The 18,842-nt window shown below is 58.2% G+C and carries 12 protein-coding genes and 1 pseudogene; 3 read left to right on the top strand and 10 right to left on the bottom strand.

What is annotated here, in order from left to right; all coding sequences use genetic code 11:
* Window positions 1-8 precede the first annotated feature (8 nt).
* Genes AC1DIO_RS26145 through AC1DIO_RS26135 form a run of 3 tightly spaced genes read right to left on the bottom strand, consistent with a single transcriptional unit; the run spans window position 9 to window position 4,072 of the window.
* Window positions 9-914 (bottom strand): lysophospholipid acyltransferase family protein, encoded by a 906-nt coding sequence (locus AC1DIO_RS26145; protein ID WP_476854315.1) that lies wholly within the window; start codon window positions 912-914, stop codon window positions 9-11.
* Window positions 914-2,320: a cytochrome P450 gene (locus tag AC1DIO_RS26140; RefSeq protein WP_476854314.1), complete on the bottom strand. Its 1,407-nt coding sequence runs from the start codon at window positions 2,318-2,320 to the stop codon at window positions 914-916. The genes AC1DIO_RS26145 and AC1DIO_RS26140 overlap by 1 nt, the downstream gene beginning before the upstream one ends.
* 33 nt (window positions 2,321-2,353) lie before the next feature.
* Window positions 2,354-4,072, bottom strand: coding sequence for a class I SAM-dependent methyltransferase (locus AC1DIO_RS26135; RefSeq protein WP_476854313.1), 1,719 nt, complete (start codon window positions 4,070-4,072; stop codon window positions 2,354-2,356).
* 311 nt (window positions 4,073-4,383) lie between these two features.
* Between AC1DIO_RS26135 and AC1DIO_RS26130 the strand changes: the two genes are divergently transcribed.
* Window positions 4,384-5,172 carry a DUF1796 family putative cysteine peptidase gene (locus AC1DIO_RS26130; protein WP_476854312.1) on the top strand — a complete coding sequence of 263 codons (789 nt, stop codon included), beginning with the start codon at window positions 4,384-4,386 and terminating at the stop codon, window positions 5,170-5,172.
* A gap of 673 nt (window positions 5,173-5,845) precedes the next feature.
* Window positions 5,846-7,033 carry an aromatic ring-hydroxylating oxygenase subunit alpha gene (locus tag AC1DIO_RS26125; protein WP_476854311.1) on the top strand — a complete coding sequence of 396 codons (1,188 nt, stop codon included), beginning with the start codon at window positions 5,846-5,848 and terminating at the stop codon, window positions 7,031-7,033.
* Window positions 7,034-8,988: 1,955 nt separating this feature from the next.
* Here the strand turns inward: AC1DIO_RS26125 and AC1DIO_RS26120 are convergent.
* From AC1DIO_RS26120 to AC1DIO_RS26100, 5 genes are all read right to left on the bottom strand, one after another.
* Complete coding sequence (locus AC1DIO_RS26120; protein WP_476854310.1) at window positions 8,989-9,936, bottom strand: hypothetical protein; 948 nt, start codon at window positions 9,934-9,936, stop codon at window positions 8,989-8,991.
* Between the two features lie 115 nt (window positions 9,937-10,051).
* Window positions 10,052-10,795 (bottom strand): class I SAM-dependent methyltransferase, encoded by a 744-nt coding sequence (locus tag AC1DIO_RS26115; protein ID WP_476854309.1) that lies wholly within the window; start codon window positions 10,793-10,795, stop codon window positions 10,052-10,054.
* Between the two features lie 145 nt (window positions 10,796-10,940).
* Entirely contained in the window at window positions 10,941-11,855 is a 915-nt protein-coding gene (locus AC1DIO_RS26110; RefSeq protein WP_476854308.1) for a GNAT family N-acetyltransferase, read from the bottom strand.
* A 9-nt stretch (window positions 11,856-11,864) separates the two neighbouring features.
* Window positions 11,865-12,560, bottom strand: a complete 696-nt coding sequence (locus AC1DIO_RS26105) for a class I SAM-dependent methyltransferase (RefSeq protein ID WP_476854307.1) — start codon at window positions 12,558-12,560, stop codon at window positions 11,865-11,867.
* A 48-nt stretch (window positions 12,561-12,608) separates the two neighbouring features.
* Window positions 12,609-13,964, bottom strand: coding sequence for a DegT/DnrJ/EryC1/StrS family aminotransferase (locus AC1DIO_RS26100; protein WP_476854306.1), 1,356 nt, complete (start codon window positions 13,962-13,964; stop codon window positions 12,609-12,611).
* A 265-nt stretch (window positions 13,965-14,229) separates the two neighbouring features.
* On the opposite strand from AC1DIO_RS26100, the pseudogene AC1DIO_RS26095 reads away from it, so the two are divergent.
* Window positions 14,230-14,533: pseudogene (locus AC1DIO_RS26095) on the top strand (IS6 family transposase); the annotation flags it as partial.
* A gap of 296 nt (window positions 14,534-14,829) precedes the next feature.
* Here AC1DIO_RS26095 and AC1DIO_RS26090 read toward each other — a convergent pair.
* Window positions 14,830-15,273 carry an ATP-dependent Clp protease proteolytic subunit gene (locus tag AC1DIO_RS26090; protein ID WP_476854305.1) on the bottom strand — a complete coding sequence of 148 codons (444 nt, stop codon included), beginning with the start codon at window positions 15,271-15,273 and terminating at the stop codon, window positions 14,830-14,832.
* A gap of 2,425 nt (window positions 15,274-17,698) precedes the next feature.
* Window positions 17,699-17,875 carry a cold-shock protein gene (locus tag AC1DIO_RS26085; protein ID WP_476854335.1) on the bottom strand — a complete coding sequence of 59 codons (177 nt, stop codon included), beginning with the start codon at window positions 17,873-17,875 and terminating at the stop codon, window positions 17,699-17,701.
* Window positions 17,876-18,842 lie beyond the last annotated feature (967 nt).

The raw sequence follows: 18,842 nt of genomic DNA, 5'->3' as shown, positions 1-18,842 counted from the left end.
TCCTGAGCCTAGTCGATCGTGTTGTCGAGAAAATACCACTGATCGAGATTGGCGAGAACGATCGGCTCGATGACACCGTTCAAGAAGGCGGCGTCGCGAACCGCTCTCGTGCGCGGATCGCCACTGTCCTGCGGCAGCTGAAAGAAATCGGTCGCATCGAGGAAGAATCTGCTTTTGTCGAGCCGACGGCAGTGAAACACGATGAGACGGGCGTCGATGTCCCGAGCAAGCCAGGCGGCGACACCCAAATTGCCCTCCCGATGTGGCCGGCGGCCGAAGAAAGGCCCCACTGTAAACCCGCCGCGTGCCTCGTCGCAGAATATTGAAACGATGCGACCCTGTCGCAGCTCTCTACGTGCGTCCCTTAAGCCGCGAGTGTCGGGGTAGAGAATGCGGATTCCGAGCGCCTTCCGTGCCTTTGATGCGATGACCCGTTGGGCCCACGTCTCGGGAGGTATGGCAAATGTTGAGAGGGGAATCCGATGCTGGTGAAGTGCCGCTCCGCATACCTCCCAATTTCCGGTGTGTAGAACAATCGCGACTGTCGCCTGCTCCTTCGCGGTCTTAACGAAAGAGGCGCAACGCTCGCTGATCATAATGCGGCCTGCACCATAGAGGCGGTGTAGGACCACGAACTCCGCCATTAATCGCCCTACATTGTCGAGGAAGCGCTGGATCGCCGTTTCGATAGCCGCCTCATCGAGATCGGGGCGCAGGCGTCGAAGATTGTTGCGGGCGCCTTCGATGATCCAGGGCCGATTGCGCGGCACGCTCCAGCGCACGAACCGGCTGCCGAGGTCCGAGATCATGTCGATCGGCGCCCGCCGCAGCAGATAGTAGAGGGCGAAATGCACCCAGTCCTGCAGGCGCGACCCGAGCGTGTGCTTCGGCGGATTTTCGAGCAGGGGATCCATCACCGCCGCTCAACTGTCACCGGTAAACCTGACTTCGGACGCAGCGTAAGGCGGCAGACGGGTTCGACCCTGGTGCCCGGCGTGAGCCGCACCCGGAATCGTTGCGCAAGCGTCGCCAGGCAAAGAATCGATTCCGTAAGGCCGAAAGCGAGCCCAGCGCAAATCCGCGGACCGACCGCGAACGGGACATAGCTATAGGGACGCGGGCGGGGCGATTCCAGAAAGCGCTCCGGCCGGAAGTGATTGGGTTCGTCCCAGAGTTCGACGGCCCGGTGCAGCAGCCAGGGAATAACCAGCACGAGTGCGCCCTTCTCGACCTGAAGCGTGCCGATGCGATCTTCCTGGCTTGCTTGTCGCGAGAGTATTGGGACCGGCGGGTAGAGCCGCAAGGTCTCCTCGATGACGGCGCGCGTGTAATGCAACTGCGGAACATCCTCGACCCGGGGCGGACGGTCGCCCAGGACCCGCTGCAATTCCGAATGCAACGCTTGCTCTGCCCAGGGTGAGTGAGCCAGGCAGTACCAGCTCCATGTCAGCAACGATGCGGTTGTTTCGTGGCCCGCCATAAAGATGGTCGCTGCCTCATTGCGCAGGGCTTGGACATCGAGGCCAGCGGATGGGTTCTTGGCCTGGCGTCGGACAAGGAGCTGGATCATCGACCCCTCGTCGCCCGCACCGGCGATATGCTGCTCTACGACATCTTCGATGACGCGCTGAACCCGGGCTGCGCCGCGCTTCAGGCCGCGCGAACGACGCACCGGCCTACCTTCGTCGGCTCCCAGAAAATAGCCGAGATTAAAGCTGTCGACGTGCCGCTGATACTCGGTGAAGCCGGCGATAACCTCGCGCGCCGCCTTGGTTCCGAGATCTCGCCCGAAAACGGTGCGTGCGATGATCTCGGCAGTAAGGCTGGCCATCTCCGCCAGCATGTCGATCGGTTCGGCTGGCTTCAGGGACGACCAGCGCTCGACCATTTCGAGCGCTGCGTTTTCCATTGTCGGTGCAAAGCTAGGCAGCCGGTTCTTGTGAATGATGTCGGCGACCAGCGGACGGCGTCGCTGCCAGGTCGCTCCATCGCTAATGAACAGACCGTCGCCGAGTAGACATTCGAGGGCGCGCCGCATCTGGGGGCTCTTGCGCTCGTAGATGTCGTTCCGGGTCGCCATTACGTGTTTGATCGCGTCAGGCTCGTTCACAATCACGATTTGGCGCTTCAGAATCCGAAAGCTGTCCACAGAGGCCCGATAGTGGTGAGGCATCCAGTCGCCAATCAGGCTGTGCCGAGCGCCGAGGGCTACCCCTAAAATGTTGAGCGGCGCTTTACGAGGCTCAGGATGAGCGGGAATGAAATAACCGGCCCCGATCTCTTCAATAATCGGCTGCGGCTTATAGAATAGGCCGAGCATGCGCGCGCTTTCCTTGATCGTTTCTGCTCGCTGTCAGGCGCGCTTTAGGACAATGAGATCCTGAAAAGAATGAATGGCCCCGGGTACAAAATTCAGAACCGTGAAACGCCGACTAAACAATTTTTCGGCTTTACGTCGCGATATGAATGTTGTCCCGTAGCAGTAATTATCCTGGGTGAGATGCGTGTATTGTTCGATGAAATCGAACCCTGTTTGTTCAAGTGTCGCTTTCGCCTGTTCAAGACGTCCGGCTTCGATTCCCATTAAGCGTGCAACGGTCGTATCGTCTAGCCCGCGTTGCAGGGCTCTTTCGCCATGCAGGGTCAGGAGGGCGATGCCGTCGGGGCGCAGGAGCCGATGCAGTTCGTCGATGTAAAAAGCTGTAGTGGCTTCATCGATATGCGTGAAGACCGAAATGCTGATTGCTGCGTCGACCAAGCCGGATCCGATCGGAATCGCTGCATTTGGCTTGCTGCGGACCGCGTCGACCCAAGGCATTGTTTCAGCTATCCACCTCAGATTGTCGGGGTCGATGTCCAGGCCGATATACCGGCCCGCAAATCCCTTAAAGTAGCGCGCGACCCGCCCAACCCCCACTCCGAAATCAAGCACGGTGCCGAAGGTATTGAGCGGGTATGGGCTTGCTCCCGACAGTGCAGAGATGATGTCCGCGCCATGCTGCGCGAAATCCCGGTTCTTCTGCAGTCCTGTTGTCCGGTACATCAATTCAGCGGGCGGAAAGGGAGCAGCATAATCCGCGGCGCGCGCGCTAGTGAGTGCGCTCGTCAGATTGAATTCGAGCCATGGTTCGAGCGAACCGGCCATGCCAGCGAGCGCGGCCTCCGGGGCCGGCCCCGCATGCTGCTCGAACAAGCGAGTGACATGTCCAGCGTCCGGGGGGCGAGGCCGGCAAAGATAAATCACATTGTCGCAGAGCAACTCTCCGCTTTCGATGAGGTCTTGCTCGGTCCGATAAAGGGCGGCAACCAGCAGACGCCCCTCGTCGTCATCATTGATTGCGGGATCGATGCAGCCATGGGCAAAAAGCGGGCCGAGCAAGGCACCCCCATAGGTCGTCGTTGCGTCGATTTGGAAATACGCGCGCAAGGCTGCTTCAGCATACGGCCGCACGCCAAGGCTTGCCAGCCGAGTAGTTTGATCGAAAGGTTTACATCCTTCCGTCAATCGCCAGCGGGCAGGCACCTCTCGAAGCAACCGCTCTATGAGAACCTGTTGGTGAGGGCAACAAACTTCGGCGTCGCCTTGGCTCGGCGCAAAATGTAGCCACAAGCGTCCTTGTGGGGTGAGATTCTGTCGGACCTTTTTAAAGAATTGTTCCCAGTCGCGTGACGTTGCGGCATCGATCTCTATGAAGGCCGCATCGAATGCGGGGGGGCACCCATCGATCTGCCGATCGGCCAACGCCAAAGGCTTCCCGATTGGCGTTGTTTCGCGGCTCCAGTCCAACTGGTTGCTGGAGTGGATGGTCAAATTCGTACCTACGTCCTGCAGTGCGTTCGCCAGCCGGCTGTTGTCTGCCAAGACCAGGCAAGTTTCGATCGGCCCTTGCTCGCAAAGCACTCTGGTCGCCGGATGCAGATCGGGCTGGCCGGTTAGTCGCTCGTTGATGGCTGCGATCGTTGAGCTGAGTTGATCCCATCTTGGAATAACGGGCGCGATTGGGGCGGTCTTTTGTGAGGCAGGAGCCGGGACGCCCAAAATCCTTTCAGCAGCCCGGACCACCCAATTCATCGCCGCATCCTCTTCGTGAGGGCTCTGCTTAGCCGCCGGCCATGGTCTGAGCAACAACTCCGGGCACCGAATGCGGAAGAGACGAGCCTTTCTGTCGGAAAGGAAAGTGTGCCACGACAGGTCTTCGCCCACGACTTTACGCCGGCGACGATGACCATTCACGCCCTTGCTTTGAAGTCCGGTCCTATTTGGGTTCCAGAAGGCCGGAGAAACCTGATCTATTCAATTGCATGATTCGGCGTCAGGATGTGGATATCTCGTGATTGCCGGGGTGTTCGAGATTCTGGTGGGGGAACAGAGGAGCTGGGAGGTTGGATCGAACCACGCTGCCAGCCCGCTGGCTGGGGGAGGGCGGGGTGATCTTGTGCGAAGCCAAGCAAACGCTGCGGGCTGCGTTATCGTTCACGCGTCAGCGCATTCATGTCGATCGCATGATCAGCCTTGGTGGCCGCTGTGAGGTCGCCTATCAGCTCCGTCGCATCGGGACGACCGAACGGGCCTACCCTTTCGACTGGTGGATTACGCCTCTGGATGCGTTGCCGCGGATATTGTCAGGAGGCACCTCATCGCTCTTCGAGGCTGCGCAAATACACAAGCTACCCGACTATGGCGGGCGAGCGGGCGTCTACTCGCATTATGCTCGTACCGTCCATTTACACGAGTTCGCCCATGGCGAGGATGGATTGGCCCTCTCGATCGCAGAAATCTCGGAACGGCTCGGGAATAAATACGAAGCGCTCTACCGGCGGATGATTGGCGAGGTTGCCCAGGGGCGCACGCTTTTCGTCCGGCAGTTTCTCGATGGTCATGACCCGCAGTCGGCGCGGGGTCTGGAATCTCTCATCGACTACCTGGAAGTGGAGCTTGCGCGGCTGACTAGTGATTACCTGCTGCTTCTCGTMGGGTATTGCGAGATCAGCCCGCGACCGCGCGTTCTGCAATCCCGGCTCGGGCTGAGTTCTGCAAACGGACTTGGTTCGAATTGGAGCTGGACTACTATGATGAGAGCCAACGTAATTTCCTGCAGGCGGGGTACGAGATGGAGTTCGACCGATCTGTTTCGGACGCTGCCGAGAAGTGGCGCCAAACCTGAGAGATAAGCTCTGCGGCGACCGAGGGAAGGCGGTGTTTGCCAGAAGCTGCCGACGCGGCTCTAGCCGAGGTCCAAGCCAAAGAGAGCACCGACGTGAACATCCGCGCGAAGTGGCAGTTTAGGTAATGGCACGTCCCGATAGGCTAGCGCGTTGTGGCGCCAGCGCTGGATGGAGCGACACTGAATCTGATCTAAGGACKGGTAACGCGTTCCAGCCTGATCGTACCAGTGAGACCGTCCCCGCTCAGCGCCAGTGTATTATCGTCGAACAGGCCAATAAACTGCCTGCCTCCCGTTGAGAAAACCACCATACCGTCAGTGATGTTTCTAATGATCAGGGCGTCCCGCTGAAAAGGTCTGCCTGGGTCCAGGTTGGCGAGCAGGCGATCCATGTCCAAAACGATGACATATCCTTCTCCCTGCCACGTTCCATGCATGAAGCGAAGCGATTCTGGCGCGGCCGCAACGGGAGCCGCAAAGCATGCTAAGGCCGCCCAAGCACCGAATAAGAACGGCCTTCGAGTTGGAGTGGTCAGGCTGTTCGCTCCCGGTTGCAGTTCAGATGGGCCTGCCACACCATTACGATCTGTTCGCGAAGGCGCAACATATGCGACGTGCAAGCTGCGTTGCTTTCGCCTAGCTTGTCGCGAAGCGGATGGCGCGCCATCATCGATTCGGCCATGAATATTCAGCTTCCCCTAAACGACGTGATTCCTCCCGAGATGCGGACGCGGCTTAATGCAGCGCGCGTCTCTGCCGAGGCCTTTGCCGCCGAGCGGGAAGCTCTGGCGACATGCTGGACGTTCCTTGGCTTCGAGCATCAAATTCCTGCTGCCAATGACTGGTTTCGCACAATTCTTGGCGGGCGCTCCATCGTCGTGCAGAGATTCGACCGAAGCATCGTCGCCTTCGAGAACAAATGCGCGCATCGCGGCTATCCGCTGCGGCAACACGACAAGGGCAATGGACCGCTGGTTTGCGGGTTTCACCATTGGCGTTACAATCAGGACGGGCTTGCACTCGGCATTCCCAATTGTCCCGACATGTTCGGCAAGCCGCCTCGCGAACTCAATGCGCGGCTGAAACGCGTCGAACTGGCTCAGGTGGGCGGAATGATTTTCGGGCGCTTTGCCGATCCCGAAGGACCTAGCCTCGAGACTTGGCTCGGGCCAGCGTTTGCCATTCTCAAGCATACCTCCACCTTTATGCAGAAGGAGGCTAGCCGAATAGAGTACGAGGTGAACGCCCACTGGCGGTATATTCATGAGATTTCGCTCGATGATTATCACATTGTTGCAATCCATCCATCGACCTTCGGAAAGGACGGCTACATTCCCGGCGACGAGGCGCACTATGACCGGATAGGACCGCATAGTGTCTATTTCCGCGGCGGCAACCCAAAATCGCTTCCTGATATGGTGCGCCAATGTGAGAATGGGGAGTTCGTTCCGGAGCGTTACCGAATACTCCAGATATTCCCAGGGCTCGTGGTGAGCTTCGTCCACGCTACGCACTATCTCCGCGAAGGCTACTGGTACGCCGTCGTACTTCAGATATTGCCCTTAGCGCATGATCGATCGAAGTTGATCTCGTGCTCGTTCCGGATCCCGCAACCTGCATCCACGCAGGTCTGGCGCCGGGCCGCGCGCGCGCTCGCATGGCCAACGGTCGACCGCATCTTCGATTTTTTCACGCGGCGGGTGCTGGCGGAAGATAATGCCGCATGCGAACGCTTGCAGGAGCAGGCAGCTATCGACGATCCGCCCCCACGCCTCGCTCTCCATGAACAACGCATTGGCTGGTTCGAGGAGGCTTACGCCCTCGCAGTCTCGGGAGTGCGCAATGGCTCATTTCGTTGGGGTGAATGAGAGCGTTACGCCCGATATCGCGCACGGAGGCGGATCGTACCCAATACCGCAAGCCGCCGGCAACGGCGACGACGTCGTAGGGGCGGTAGCGCCAAGGGACACGAGCCGGTTAAACCGAGGGGCCGCGATCCGAGGGCTCGATCTCGGCGTAGCCCGCCAGCGCATCGTCGGCAACGGTGTCGCACTCGCCGAGGCACGCCACTCGGAGCCCATGTCGCTCAGGGATTTTCCGCGATTTCACGCGCGGCTGCTCAAGACGATAGATCGGAGGATGCGCGATCTCATCACTCGACCGCGTCGCACGTTGTCGATGCCGCCCGGTTGCAGTGCGCAGCCGGCATCGGAGGCCTCGCAGCGCCAAGCCTAGGGGTTGGCTGCCTTGCCATTACTTTCTGCCGGTCAACGGGAGGTGATGTTTCCTCATCTGCCGACGGGGGAGGCGCCGTCACTGACATCAACCGCTGCCGCTACGAACGATGTAACATCTTCCCCCAAGGTCAAATAGATCGTTCGTGACCAGGCGCCCCTCTTCGTTGCGAGGCAGTGTCTCAAAGACACGCAAAGGCTGCACTGCAGGCTACGATAGGGCTATACTGCTTCCCGAATTCGTGCGGTTCGATATCCATTATCGTCCCTCAATGCGTCGGATTCTTACGGCCTGGAAGGCCCAGCCGAGCGCGAGCGTCCGCCTCAATGTGATCGAGTAACCGATCGATGCGAGCGAAGAGGTCGGAGCTTGTGTCGATCTTGGCTCCGGTCGTAGCAGCTCCCTCTGCAGAAAGGCTGGCAGCACCTCTAGAAGCCGCCCTCCTAGCGTGGGTGACGCCGTCTTCCGGGGAGCCCTGATGCAATCTCGCGTGCTCGACCATCGACTCAAGCAGGGCAACGTACAGACCATTTCCGATGGCCTTTGCCCATATTTCCTCATTCGTCATCCCACCCCCCAATATCGCTGCGTAAGATGGCATGGCTGTACGGATGGCGTCGAGCCGAGATAATTAAACGGTCAACAAGCGTGCTCGAAACTGCGTCACCGTCACGTTCGATGCTAGCTGATGTCTTTTTGCACGCACCTCGTAGGGGCCGCTCCACTCGCGTGGCAGCTCAATGCGAAGATTTCCATATCGCTTGCGCGACTTCTCCGAGTGTGCCGTTTGAGCCACGGAATTCGATTGATCCCTCCTGAACTCCGCGTTTCCGCTTGTCGTACCGCTGCATTCGCGCAAGCCTACCGCGCCGAGTGAGGGAGTTGCCCATGAATGCGCAGTCTAGATCATCCGACGAGACGATGACCCACTGTCACGGAGTTCTAATAAGAACGGCAATCGTCGTGGTCATTGCAGCCGCAACACTGTTGCCGCTCATCCGGTGAGTGCCCAGCCGAAGTACKGGACGCGGCAGTATTTGGTGCCCTCAGCTTGGTTCCGATTTTCACTAACCGGAACAGCCGGGACATTCGGGTAGAAGGCGGACGGCGCCCCCATCTTAGGCATTTTGCGGAGATTTCCGTCGGCAGCTTGAACGGCGATGAAGTGGTTGGAAAGTTTTGCGGCCAGCGATGGGATTGGCGAGCTGGTTATCAATCATGGTCCGGTCGGCGGGGATGACGTCCCCATCCTTCACCCGGCAGCCAAACGCGAGCAACTCCGCGCCAATTATCGGAGCACGTTCATCGTGGATCGCGTCCGGTCGGCGCTTTCGGGCGTAATGCGATGCCCCAAAGAGCGTCGGCGATGATTGGAAGGGCGACCCGGACTGCGACGACTTCCCTTTCATTGGGCGGACAGGACGGGTTTTACGCCGCCCGCACCGCCCCAAACGCCAGCGCGTCACTGATGGTTCTACCACCGCCCTGCATACTGTGTTGGTTATGAATGTCCAATTGCGCCTGCCGACCGCGGCCCCAGCACGCTGCGCCCAAGCACTTTGTTCGGTATCGTCACAATATCAAGATATTAAGGCGAAAAGGGGTATGTGCCGCCGGAAAGGTTACGTATAGCATCCCTAAAGACGGCGTTCGAACTTTCGAGCGGCATAGCCATGAACCTATTGAATTCATCTTCCGCAGCGAAGATGCTGTGCCGGTTGAAAAGATTAGTCCGAAGGTAATGGATGTTCACGATATCCGCGGTATCTTGGGGGTACAGGGCCTCGGCGATCGGATCGTTCGGGAAATTGAACCGAATTGGCAACGTGCGAACTGGAAGGCCCGCCCTTTCGATGCCGAACGTCAACGCAATCTGTTCGTAAAAATCGTTGTCCAAAATCTGCCTTACCAGAGGAACAAGTGCCTTGTGCTCTCGATAGAATTCCCGGAAAAGAGCAGGTGTGCTCGCAAAGAAGCCGAGATTGATGTAGAAGGGGCAAGGCTCCGGCTCTTCGCGCAGTGTATAGGAAAACGGAAGATCAATCCTGCGGCCGAGTATCTTCCCTCCGAGTATGTCCCAGAGTTCGCGTGCGCTCCGAACGGGCGTCGGCGCCGGAGTGCGGAAGTCATTCATGGGCGGCGGATAATGGGCGATGCAGCCGGAAAGGGCAGGCGAGCGGATCATCGCGCTGACGAAATCTTCTGGGAATGGCTGCAACAGCAGCGTGTCCGCATCGCAAATGATCGAGATGTCCGCCGAAGGCTTCATGACCCGGTAGATCAAGTCGCTTTGCGCGAGATCGCCATGCAACCGGTACTCGTCCGCGTCCGCCCAAAACACCTCGATGCGCTCGAAGGGCTTTTGCCAACGCGCGGGTAACGGCATGCGCTCGGGTCCGCCCACACACAGGACCAGTCTCGCCTCTGCATAGTCTCTCCCAAGAGAATCCAGCATAAGGCGGTAGATGGCGGCTTGCGACAGGAACGCATCGGTGTGGTTGCCGCACATCAGAAACTCAAATTTCTGGTTGCTCATTATCCCCGGACTTCGACCTCGCCTTTAGAAGCAATTGCGATGTTGGCAGGCGAGCCTATTCGTATCTGTTTGACCGCGCGAGCTGCATTGCAGAGCCCAGATCAATTGAACCGCCTCAAATTTCCTTTTTACCCCAATACATGCCGATGTTGTGAGCATCGAACAATCCGGCATCCTTGTCGTAGAACGCCTTCAACCCCGCCTTTTCGAAGGCGCCAAGGTACTCCTCGTGAGTAAAAAGGCCGAGTTCCTCGCGCTCGATGAAATACTCAATGCCCTGCGGCGTGCCGACGAGATAGTGGATGTCATAAACTGATACCCTGTTCTCCACGCGCGTAATGAACATGCGAGAGATCTTGCGTTCAGGCTCTTCAACATATTCCGAGGAGAGTTTGCCTACCCAAAAATTCTCAGGATAGACCCAGGGCTCGATGAAAAGGACACCACCGCTGTTAAGATGACGCGCCATGCTCGCCACCGCCTGCTCCATGTTTTCCACCGTCCGCACGTAGCCAATGGCTAGGAAAAGGCAAGAGATCGCATCGAAACTCCGTCCGAGATCGAAATCAGTCATGTCGCCCTTGTGGATGGGGATATGGGGGCAGCGCTTCTTGGCGATTTCCAGAAACCCCTCGGAGAGGTCGAGGCCTTCGCAGTGGTAGGTGTGCTGCAAGTTGTCCAGATACTTGCCCGAGCCGCAGCCAACATCGAGCAGGCTGCGCGCGCCTGGATTGTGTTTCTGGATAAGCGACGTAAGGCGCCTCGATCCCTTTTCATAATCCGCGCGCGGAATATAACTGTCGTAGATGAACGTTGAACGACCGTAGGCGTCGTAGGTCTTGACTTGGCATTCACTCACGAATGTCTCCCTCGCATACTCAGAAATATGCTCCAGCTAGGGCGGCGGAGTGCTCGCAGATTGATGCGCTTGGGTTTGGTGGTTTTCAGAATTCTCGACCAACAGTGATGCAAGCTCCTTCCTTTCGCCTACCCAATTACCAACATCAACTGAATGCTCCGCTGCGATAGGCTGGAAAATAACTTGAACCCGTATGGGATGCGATGGCGGACAGTCGCGAGTAGTTCAGGGGATCGATAATCCTTCCGCAAAGATACGTTATCCTCGTACCGCTGGCCCAGCCCCGCTTGAAGGCCGTCAACCCGTCCCGCCCGTCGCCGAAGGCGCCTGCACCGGCTCCGATATTCAATGTTTTGATTCCCGCCTCGGCAAAATACTGGATGATCGACCAGACAAGCGCGTAGGATGCCTTGCCGCGATATCCGGCTTCGTTGTAGGCGCCGAGATGGAAATAGGCGCTATCGCCCTGCACCATGCACAGAATCATTCCGATCGTTGCGCCGTTGCAGCGCGCCCTAAACATGGAAAGACCCGGCATTTGTAATTGTAGGCGGAACGTCTGCTCGGTCATTCGGGCCGGGCCACGGATGTCATGACGGCGGACCAGATTGCCATAAAGATCGAGCCACTCTGCGATGTGATCGAGAGGATTTTCGCATAGCTCGACAGCGATTTTCCGCAGCGCGCGGCGGGCGCAGCCGCGATGGTGGGGATCGATGAACCTTTCCATTGGCGTTGTTAGATTGATGACAAAATGTGCCTTGTAGCGGCGAACCAAATGACTGAAGCTCTCCCGCAGCAAGCCTTCATCGACGTCCGCCATTGGGTCAGTGATAGCCGTGACACTGACGAGGGAACCATTTAGTTTGGCGATGTCGTCTTTCAGCCCGCGCCAGTCGTGACACACTAGAAACGGATAGGGGGCCATTGCATCTTCGAGTTCGATTCCGGGAATCCGCCGGACAACAAGGACGCCGCCGGATTTCTCGAGCGACGCCAGCTTTCCGTCCGCGGCCATTGATGTTGCATAGGCAGGATCAAGATAGCCGGATATTGGCATTCCGCCTCCTCAGGAAATCTTTGCGTCGAAGCGGTAGTGGCCGCCCGGTCGGCCGGCGCTGTAATCATCTATTTCACATCTGAGACCCAACTCATTGCAGACATCGCAGACTGAGTCCTTTTGCCACCATGTTCCCAACCGGTCTCGACCTTCCATCTGATAGCGCTCATACATCTGAAGCTTCTCCGGAGTGTCGAGGAAACGGAGCTTTCGTTCCACATCAAGCACGCCGCCGAGAACAACGATGCGATCCGCGCCCGTGTGCTTCAGGAAGCCAGTGAGCAGGCGCTTGAGATCATGTGGCTGGAAATGCTGGAGTGCAGCATACATCAGTACGCGGCTGAAGGGGCCTTTCGCCAGCGCTGGAAGACCGTCCAGTTCGAGGGCGTTCATCACCCGGTAGCCGATATTGTCTCTTGCGTTGAACTTTCGCGCGACAGTGATAAGTGGAACAGAAAAATCGACTCCGAGCGCGCTCTGGCAGTGCTTGGCCAATTCCACCGTCATCACGCCATTTCCGCAACAGATATCGATCAAGACATCGTCGGATCCAAGCTCCAACGCATCGCGGACGCTGGCGATCATCGCCTCAAATTGCGGTCTCGAGTAGGGCTTTCCATTGACCGTGTGACCAACCTGAACAAGAAATTCCTGCTCACCGATAGAAGCTGGGTATTCGGTCCAGAATTCTTTCCAAGATTGCATCAAAGTTCCTGGATTTTATTGCACGGGAGCGAGGAGCGACTGCACCCGCTATTTTACGCGGATCGCGATATAGGCTGGATTCTGAACCGAGCGACGCAGTTGGATTGACTTCTCAATTCCGCCTGATCGGGCGGCCGGAAAGAATCCGCAACCCGAGTCAGACTCACCGGAAGTTGCTGGCACTGCAGGGGCTTTACCCTCTTCCACGGTCAGGCCGAAATCGGCTGCGCGACCGGCAGTCGTGCTTGTGTTCTCGGGAGGCGGGGGCTCTCCGAGGCGCAATGGACGTCTTGCAGTCCGCGTGTCCGCAATGGTCCGACATATTATTTCTACTTGTTGGCTCGTCAGGTCTGGAGCCATTGGCAGCCCAATCAGCCGGTTCGCCAGGGCTGAGCAGACACTGAGGTTGTCATGGGGGCTGCTGCGGTAATGTGGGTGTGACTGCATGCCTGAGCCATACCAAAACCTGAACCCGATGCGCTGCCCGGCAAGGGCGTCCTGCATGCGGCGACTCTCCACCGCGCTCGCGAACAAAAATAGCGGGTAAATAAAATCCGTGCGCGGATAAAGAAGAAGATAGGGGCCTAGACCCCCGACGTTTGCTGCTCCGCGATAGAGGCGGACGACACGGAGGAAACGTTCGAGTTTGACGGGCCAGTTGTCGAGTTCCGCGAGGCCGACGGCCGCGTGGTACTCGCTCATCTTGCCGTTTGAACTGGAGGCGACGCTGAGCCGCGAACCATAAAACCCGAAGTTCAGGGCTTCGCAGAGCCGCCGCTCGGATTCGGGATCGGACCAGACGACACATCCGCCTTCCCCCACACCAAAGCTCTTCGTGGCATGGAAGCTGAGGGCTACAGGGACGGCGCCAATATAAGCGTCGGGCCTTATCGACAGGAGCTGGAATGACGCCGCTCCGTCGATCACCACGGGGATTCCCGTTTCTCGCATAAAGCGCAGCCACGGCTCCTGCGGCACGGGTCTGCCGAAAGCTGCAACAGGGATGACGACGCCGACCTCATGAAGGCGCCGATGATGCAGCAGCGCCTGCGGATCGAGCAGCCAGCTTTTGGGATTGACGTCGACGAGGTAGGGCTCGTAGCCGCAACGTTCGGCGGCCGCTGCTGTGGCGGGAAAAGTCAGGCCGGGGATCATCGCGAGCGGCCGTGACGTTCGGCCCGGACCGGCGGTAGCCAAAATGGCTCCTATCAAGGCTGACGTCCCGGAACTCGTGCAGATTACAGAATTTTCGCCTGTCCCAAACATCCCGGCGAGGCGGCCCTGCAATTCTTGCGAAAGGGGGCCGAAATTCGAGTAATTCCGAGTCGCATCGACACGCCTCAGATATGGCAATACTTGGTCCGCTGTCGGCAGCATCGGCCGCATCACCGGGATTTCCGGCAACGGATGCAATCCGTTATCCCMAGTCGAAGGCTCAATATTCATTCTTAGACCTAACGTAATTAAATTCCACAACGGATGGTTGTGAGGCGAGGAGGCCTAGTTTGATGATGATACGTAGTAACCTAAAAACGCGCAAGTAACTAAACTCACAAAATACCAAATTCTCGAAAGTGATGATCCGCGTCACTCGAATTGGTCCTCCATGAAGTACGTATTTTAGCGGCGTTGTCGCGTTAACTCCGGCGTAGCGGAGAGCTGCGTAGGTGGGTGGGACGATCCAGACACCCATCAGCTACAAGCGTCATCGATTTCCGCTTGCGATCATTGCTCATGCGGCTTGGTTGTACTTTCATTTTCTCTTGAGGCTTCACCTCGTGCTGGAGATGCTGCTGGAGCGCGGCATTGCGGTCTGCTACGAGACGGTGCGGCGCCGGGCGATGAAGTTCGGGCGGGATTACGCACGCCGGCTCCGGCGGAAGAAACCGGGTCCGTGCGACATCTGGCACCTCGACCCGAAGCACTGGCTGTGGCGCGCGGTCGATCAGGATGGCTATATCCTCAATGAGATCGAACGCCGATCGGGCCGCCGCCGATGTGGCAAAGCAGGCCGAGGCGCGACGCTTTCAGGCGGAAGGCACGGCTCGCTGCTCGGATTCGAGATCGGCCTGACCGCGCCGGACGCCGCAGCGCTGGCCGCGCTCTGGTTGACGCGCGAGGCCGAATGGCTTGCCGCTGCAGCTGAAATTGACGCCCCCCCCCGGCTCACAGCGAAAGCGCCGATCGACGCCGCGATCGAGGTGATTTCACCGTGAGGGCCCGGTCTGCGCTGTCGCTCGTCGATGCGGCTATGAATGTCGTCGCCGGGTCAAACGTGGATCTTCACGTCGGCGTTGGGCAGCGCTTGGAAGGCGGTGATATTGGAGATGAGACCGCTCTCTACAGCCATCTCAGGGCTGACCAGCGTTTCACCCTTGAACAGGTATCGGCAGTCGTCGGGCAGCCGTCCCATGCGATCGGCGATAATGTCGATCATGCGGTTGTTCCGTGCGCGGAGTGCCTCAAGGTTCAATTCCAGGCTGGATTGGTTCAGGATTCCGGCCTTGCTGAGATCGATACCGCCTCCATGAAAGCCAAAGTAGCAACCGGTATTGCTGAGCCTGAGCTTGCCACCAAGAAACATCAGGATCGCCGCTGAATTCACGTTGCCAATGTCGTGAGTGACGATTTCGAACGGCATTGACAACAGCAGATTGTAGATCGCCGCTCCGTTGTCGACGTTTCCGCCGCCGGAGTTGATCGCAATCGTCACCCTCTTCGCGCCGCTGGCGTGAAGCCCCCGGCAGATAACTCACCAACGAAGTGTGAGCGCGCTGATCGATGTCAGCCGCAAACACCAAATAGTGCTCGGACACGTCTAATCCCCCCAAGACGATTCACTCATCGCATCGCATCCGGAGCGTTTCAAACGATCTCGGGAACGGCATCCGGCTGATCGTTCTCAGGCGCAGCGACCAACCACGCGTCCTCCGACAGCCATTCGTGCGTCCTGCCGCAAGCGGGGCATGCATTAATGATTCCTCGCACCCTCATCGTGCGCAGGCTCGTCTCGGTGCTCGCCATGCCGGTTTGGACCGGCAGGCCCGTTCTCGGGCACCGAACAATCCACTCGCGCATGATCCCGGAACCCTTGTAGTGAAGCCAGTCAACATCTGTGCCCGGACCGTTGGTCAACACTGACAGGCCTCCCGGCGCCGACACTTCGCCCTTGGGGCGCCCCAGCCATTGCTACGACGTAACACGCCTTTCCCTAGGTCAAACAGAGTGGTCGTGACGAGGCACCCCTCTTCGTTGCGAGGCAGTGTCTCAAAGACACGCAAGGGCCCATGGCTACGACAGCGCTATACTGCTTCCCGAATTCGTCGGTTCGATATCCGTCGTCCGTTCCTCAATGCGCCGGACGTTTACGACCTGGAAGGCCCAGCCGAGCGCGAGCGTCCGCCTCAATGTGATCAAGTAACCGATCGATTCGAGCGAAGAGGTCCGAGCTTATGTCGATCTTGGCTCCGGTCGTAGCGGTTCCCTCTGCAGAAAGGCTGGCAGCACCTCTAGAAGCCGCCTTCCTGGCATTAATGACGCCGTCTTCCGCGGAGCCTTCATGCAATCTCGCGTGTTCGACCATCAACTCAAGCAGGGCAACGTACAGACCATTTCCGATGGCCTTTGCCCATAACTCCTCATTCGTCATCTCACCCCCCAATATCGCCGCATAAGCTGGCATGGCCGAACGGGGAGCGTCGAGCCGAGATTGCTTGATACACAGAGTAGAACTCCCGAATCTCCTGGCCTCGCAACCAAGGGCAAGCGACGGGATGTAGTCCCGTGTCATGCTTGGCCAACGACACGCCGCTATAAGATCTCTTCCACACTCTTTCGCCCTCGCCGCGTACCGGGTGCACAACCCATTGGCGCCAGGCTTAGCCGACGTGAAGCCAAAGCCGCGGGCTTCAGGTGGCACGTGCGTGCTTTTGCGCGTTCGCTGCGCCGCTGGAGCTCAAAACTGTGTAACCGTCTCGTTCGATGCTTGCTGTTCTCATCATGCATGCACTTCAGAGGGGTCGCTTCACCTGCTTGGCAGCTCAGTGTGAACGTTTACACATCGGTTGCGCGACCGCTCGGAGTGTGCCGTTTGAGCCACGGAATTTGATTCTTCGCGCCTGAACTCCGCGTTTCCGCTTGTCGCCCCGCTGCATTCGCGCAAGCCTAACCCACGAGTGCAGGAGTTGCCCATGAATGCGCAGTCAACATCTTCCGACGAGACGATGACCCGCTGTCACGGGGTTCTAATTAGAGCGGCGATCGTAGTGGTCATTGCTGCCGCAGCACTGTTACCGCTTATCCGGTGAGCGCCTAGGCGAAGCACCGGGCTCCGTAGTAGTGCGTGCCTCTGCTTGGCTCTGACGTTCCTTAAGCGGAACGGCGAGCACCTTAGGCAAAAGGTTGACAATCGCTTGGCTCGTATCCTTCGAGCCTTTGCCGCATCTGAGTTCTTGAGCMAACGCGCAAAGTGATTGGCCGAGACTTCAACGAGCAGCTTCGGCAGCAATCACAACTCGTCTGACGTGAATGTTAGGTGCGGTAAATCCGGTACCATCAGTTCCCAGGGCGTAGCGGTTTCGATGGTTTAGAAGTGAAGAGGCAGGCGAAGAAGCTGAGGCTGGGAACCGGCCTTCTGCGACAGCTGTGCGGGCGAGTTGCAACGATGCTAGAACTGCGCGACCGCGCTCGAAAGCGATCGCTTGGGTAAATCGCTTTGAAGGCACCAAGGGGGCACAGGAATTGTCACAGAGATTTTGGCGCGATGGTGAGTATTGAGCCAACCGTTGAGCACCGGCAAGGGATGAACCTCCAAGGACGCTTAATCATCCTCGAGCAAATCCTTACAGATTTGCTGACGATGAGCGAGTACCGTCCAAGCATACTTCTTAGGGCTTCCGATTATCTCGCGCACTTGAGACAAAATCTCAATGCTCAAGACCCAGAGAATGCTTATCTCAATGAGATGTTGGAGGGCGCACAAGGTTGCCTGGAACGAATCGAGAGGGCTTCTGACTAGGCCCGCGTGAACCCACCCGCGGCCTGAACGGTGACCAAGCGGCGGATGCTTCCTTGAGCCGAAAGTGTCCACCGTCCCGGCGATTCCTGGACCTATGTTCACACCGCGCGGAGGGCCTCGGCTACGCTTCTCCCGATCGCCTGTCCGGGACGAGCTCGTACGAGATCTTTTGTCCGTCGCGCATGCCCGCCAGCTCGAGCGCGCTGATATCAACGAAGGAGTCCTGGCCGCTATCATCTGGCCGGATGAAGCCAAAACCCTTGGTCGAATTAAACCACTTCACTGAACCTGGCGCCATGATCCACCTTTCAATCAATCGGTGAGCTAGGGTTGCATAGCGGTCAAATTGGGCAAGCCGACGTTTTGGCGCCATGTCGCCGCCAGGGCGAAACGCATTTTCTTGTTGGAACAGCGTATCCCTCGATTTTCGGAAGTCCGGATTGGCGTTAACGAGCTGGCAGCCGTCGCCACAGAGTGATGCAACTGGTCAAGCAACTTGTCGCCCCGTCGCTGCGAGACACCCCGACGGGGCGGAATCTTCGGTTGTGCTGAATTACGCTGTCCTAGAGCCCGGAAGGCCCGTCGTTCCGATGCGCTGAGGCTTGCCATGTTTTGAGCCCGGATTTTGGCACATCTCGGCCGCGCACCAAGCATTCAAGCGGATAACCTTACTGTGCCATCCGGAAAGCATCTGGACCAACGATAGGGAAATCCGTAGAAAACCGTCATTCATGCAGGCCCAAGTACGGGCGGTGCCAGTATCGAGCGATATCTACAGCAATGAAGCCGCCCAAGAAGCCTTTTATCGTTGAATTTAAACAGGCGCGTCGCGTCCACATGAAGCCGCGGCCCTCAATTTGGGGAACCATCGATCTGAACGGCTCTGAGGACGTTCCAAAGTCCCGAATGAATTTAAAGACGCAGCCATCGCCCAAGCCTGTCACTCTATCGGACTCGCCTGAACCTCCGATGGCTAGGCGAATCCTTCCCACGCTCCCAGTAGCTCCCGGCCCGGGCCCAATGGAAATACCGGCGGCCGTCGGATCAATACCCGAGCGTGACGACGACTTAGAAGCGATCGTTCAGGCTCCTGTGGCATCTAATTMGCTCGCCACGGATCTGCAGGGAGAGCCCGACAAAGATCCAAAGCCGCGCCTGCGCCGCGGAAAAACCGAGTCGCTGCCAGCGGGGCAACGTTGGAAACGGCGACTACCGCGCATCTTACGAGAGGAGTTCGCCCGGTGACGCGATCCCAGGCCGAGTCG

This window comes from Allobosea sp. 05T439 (assembly GCF_056396005.1).
Note: the sequence above shows the minus strand (reverse complement) of the source record. Positions and strands in the feature narration are given on the sequence as shown.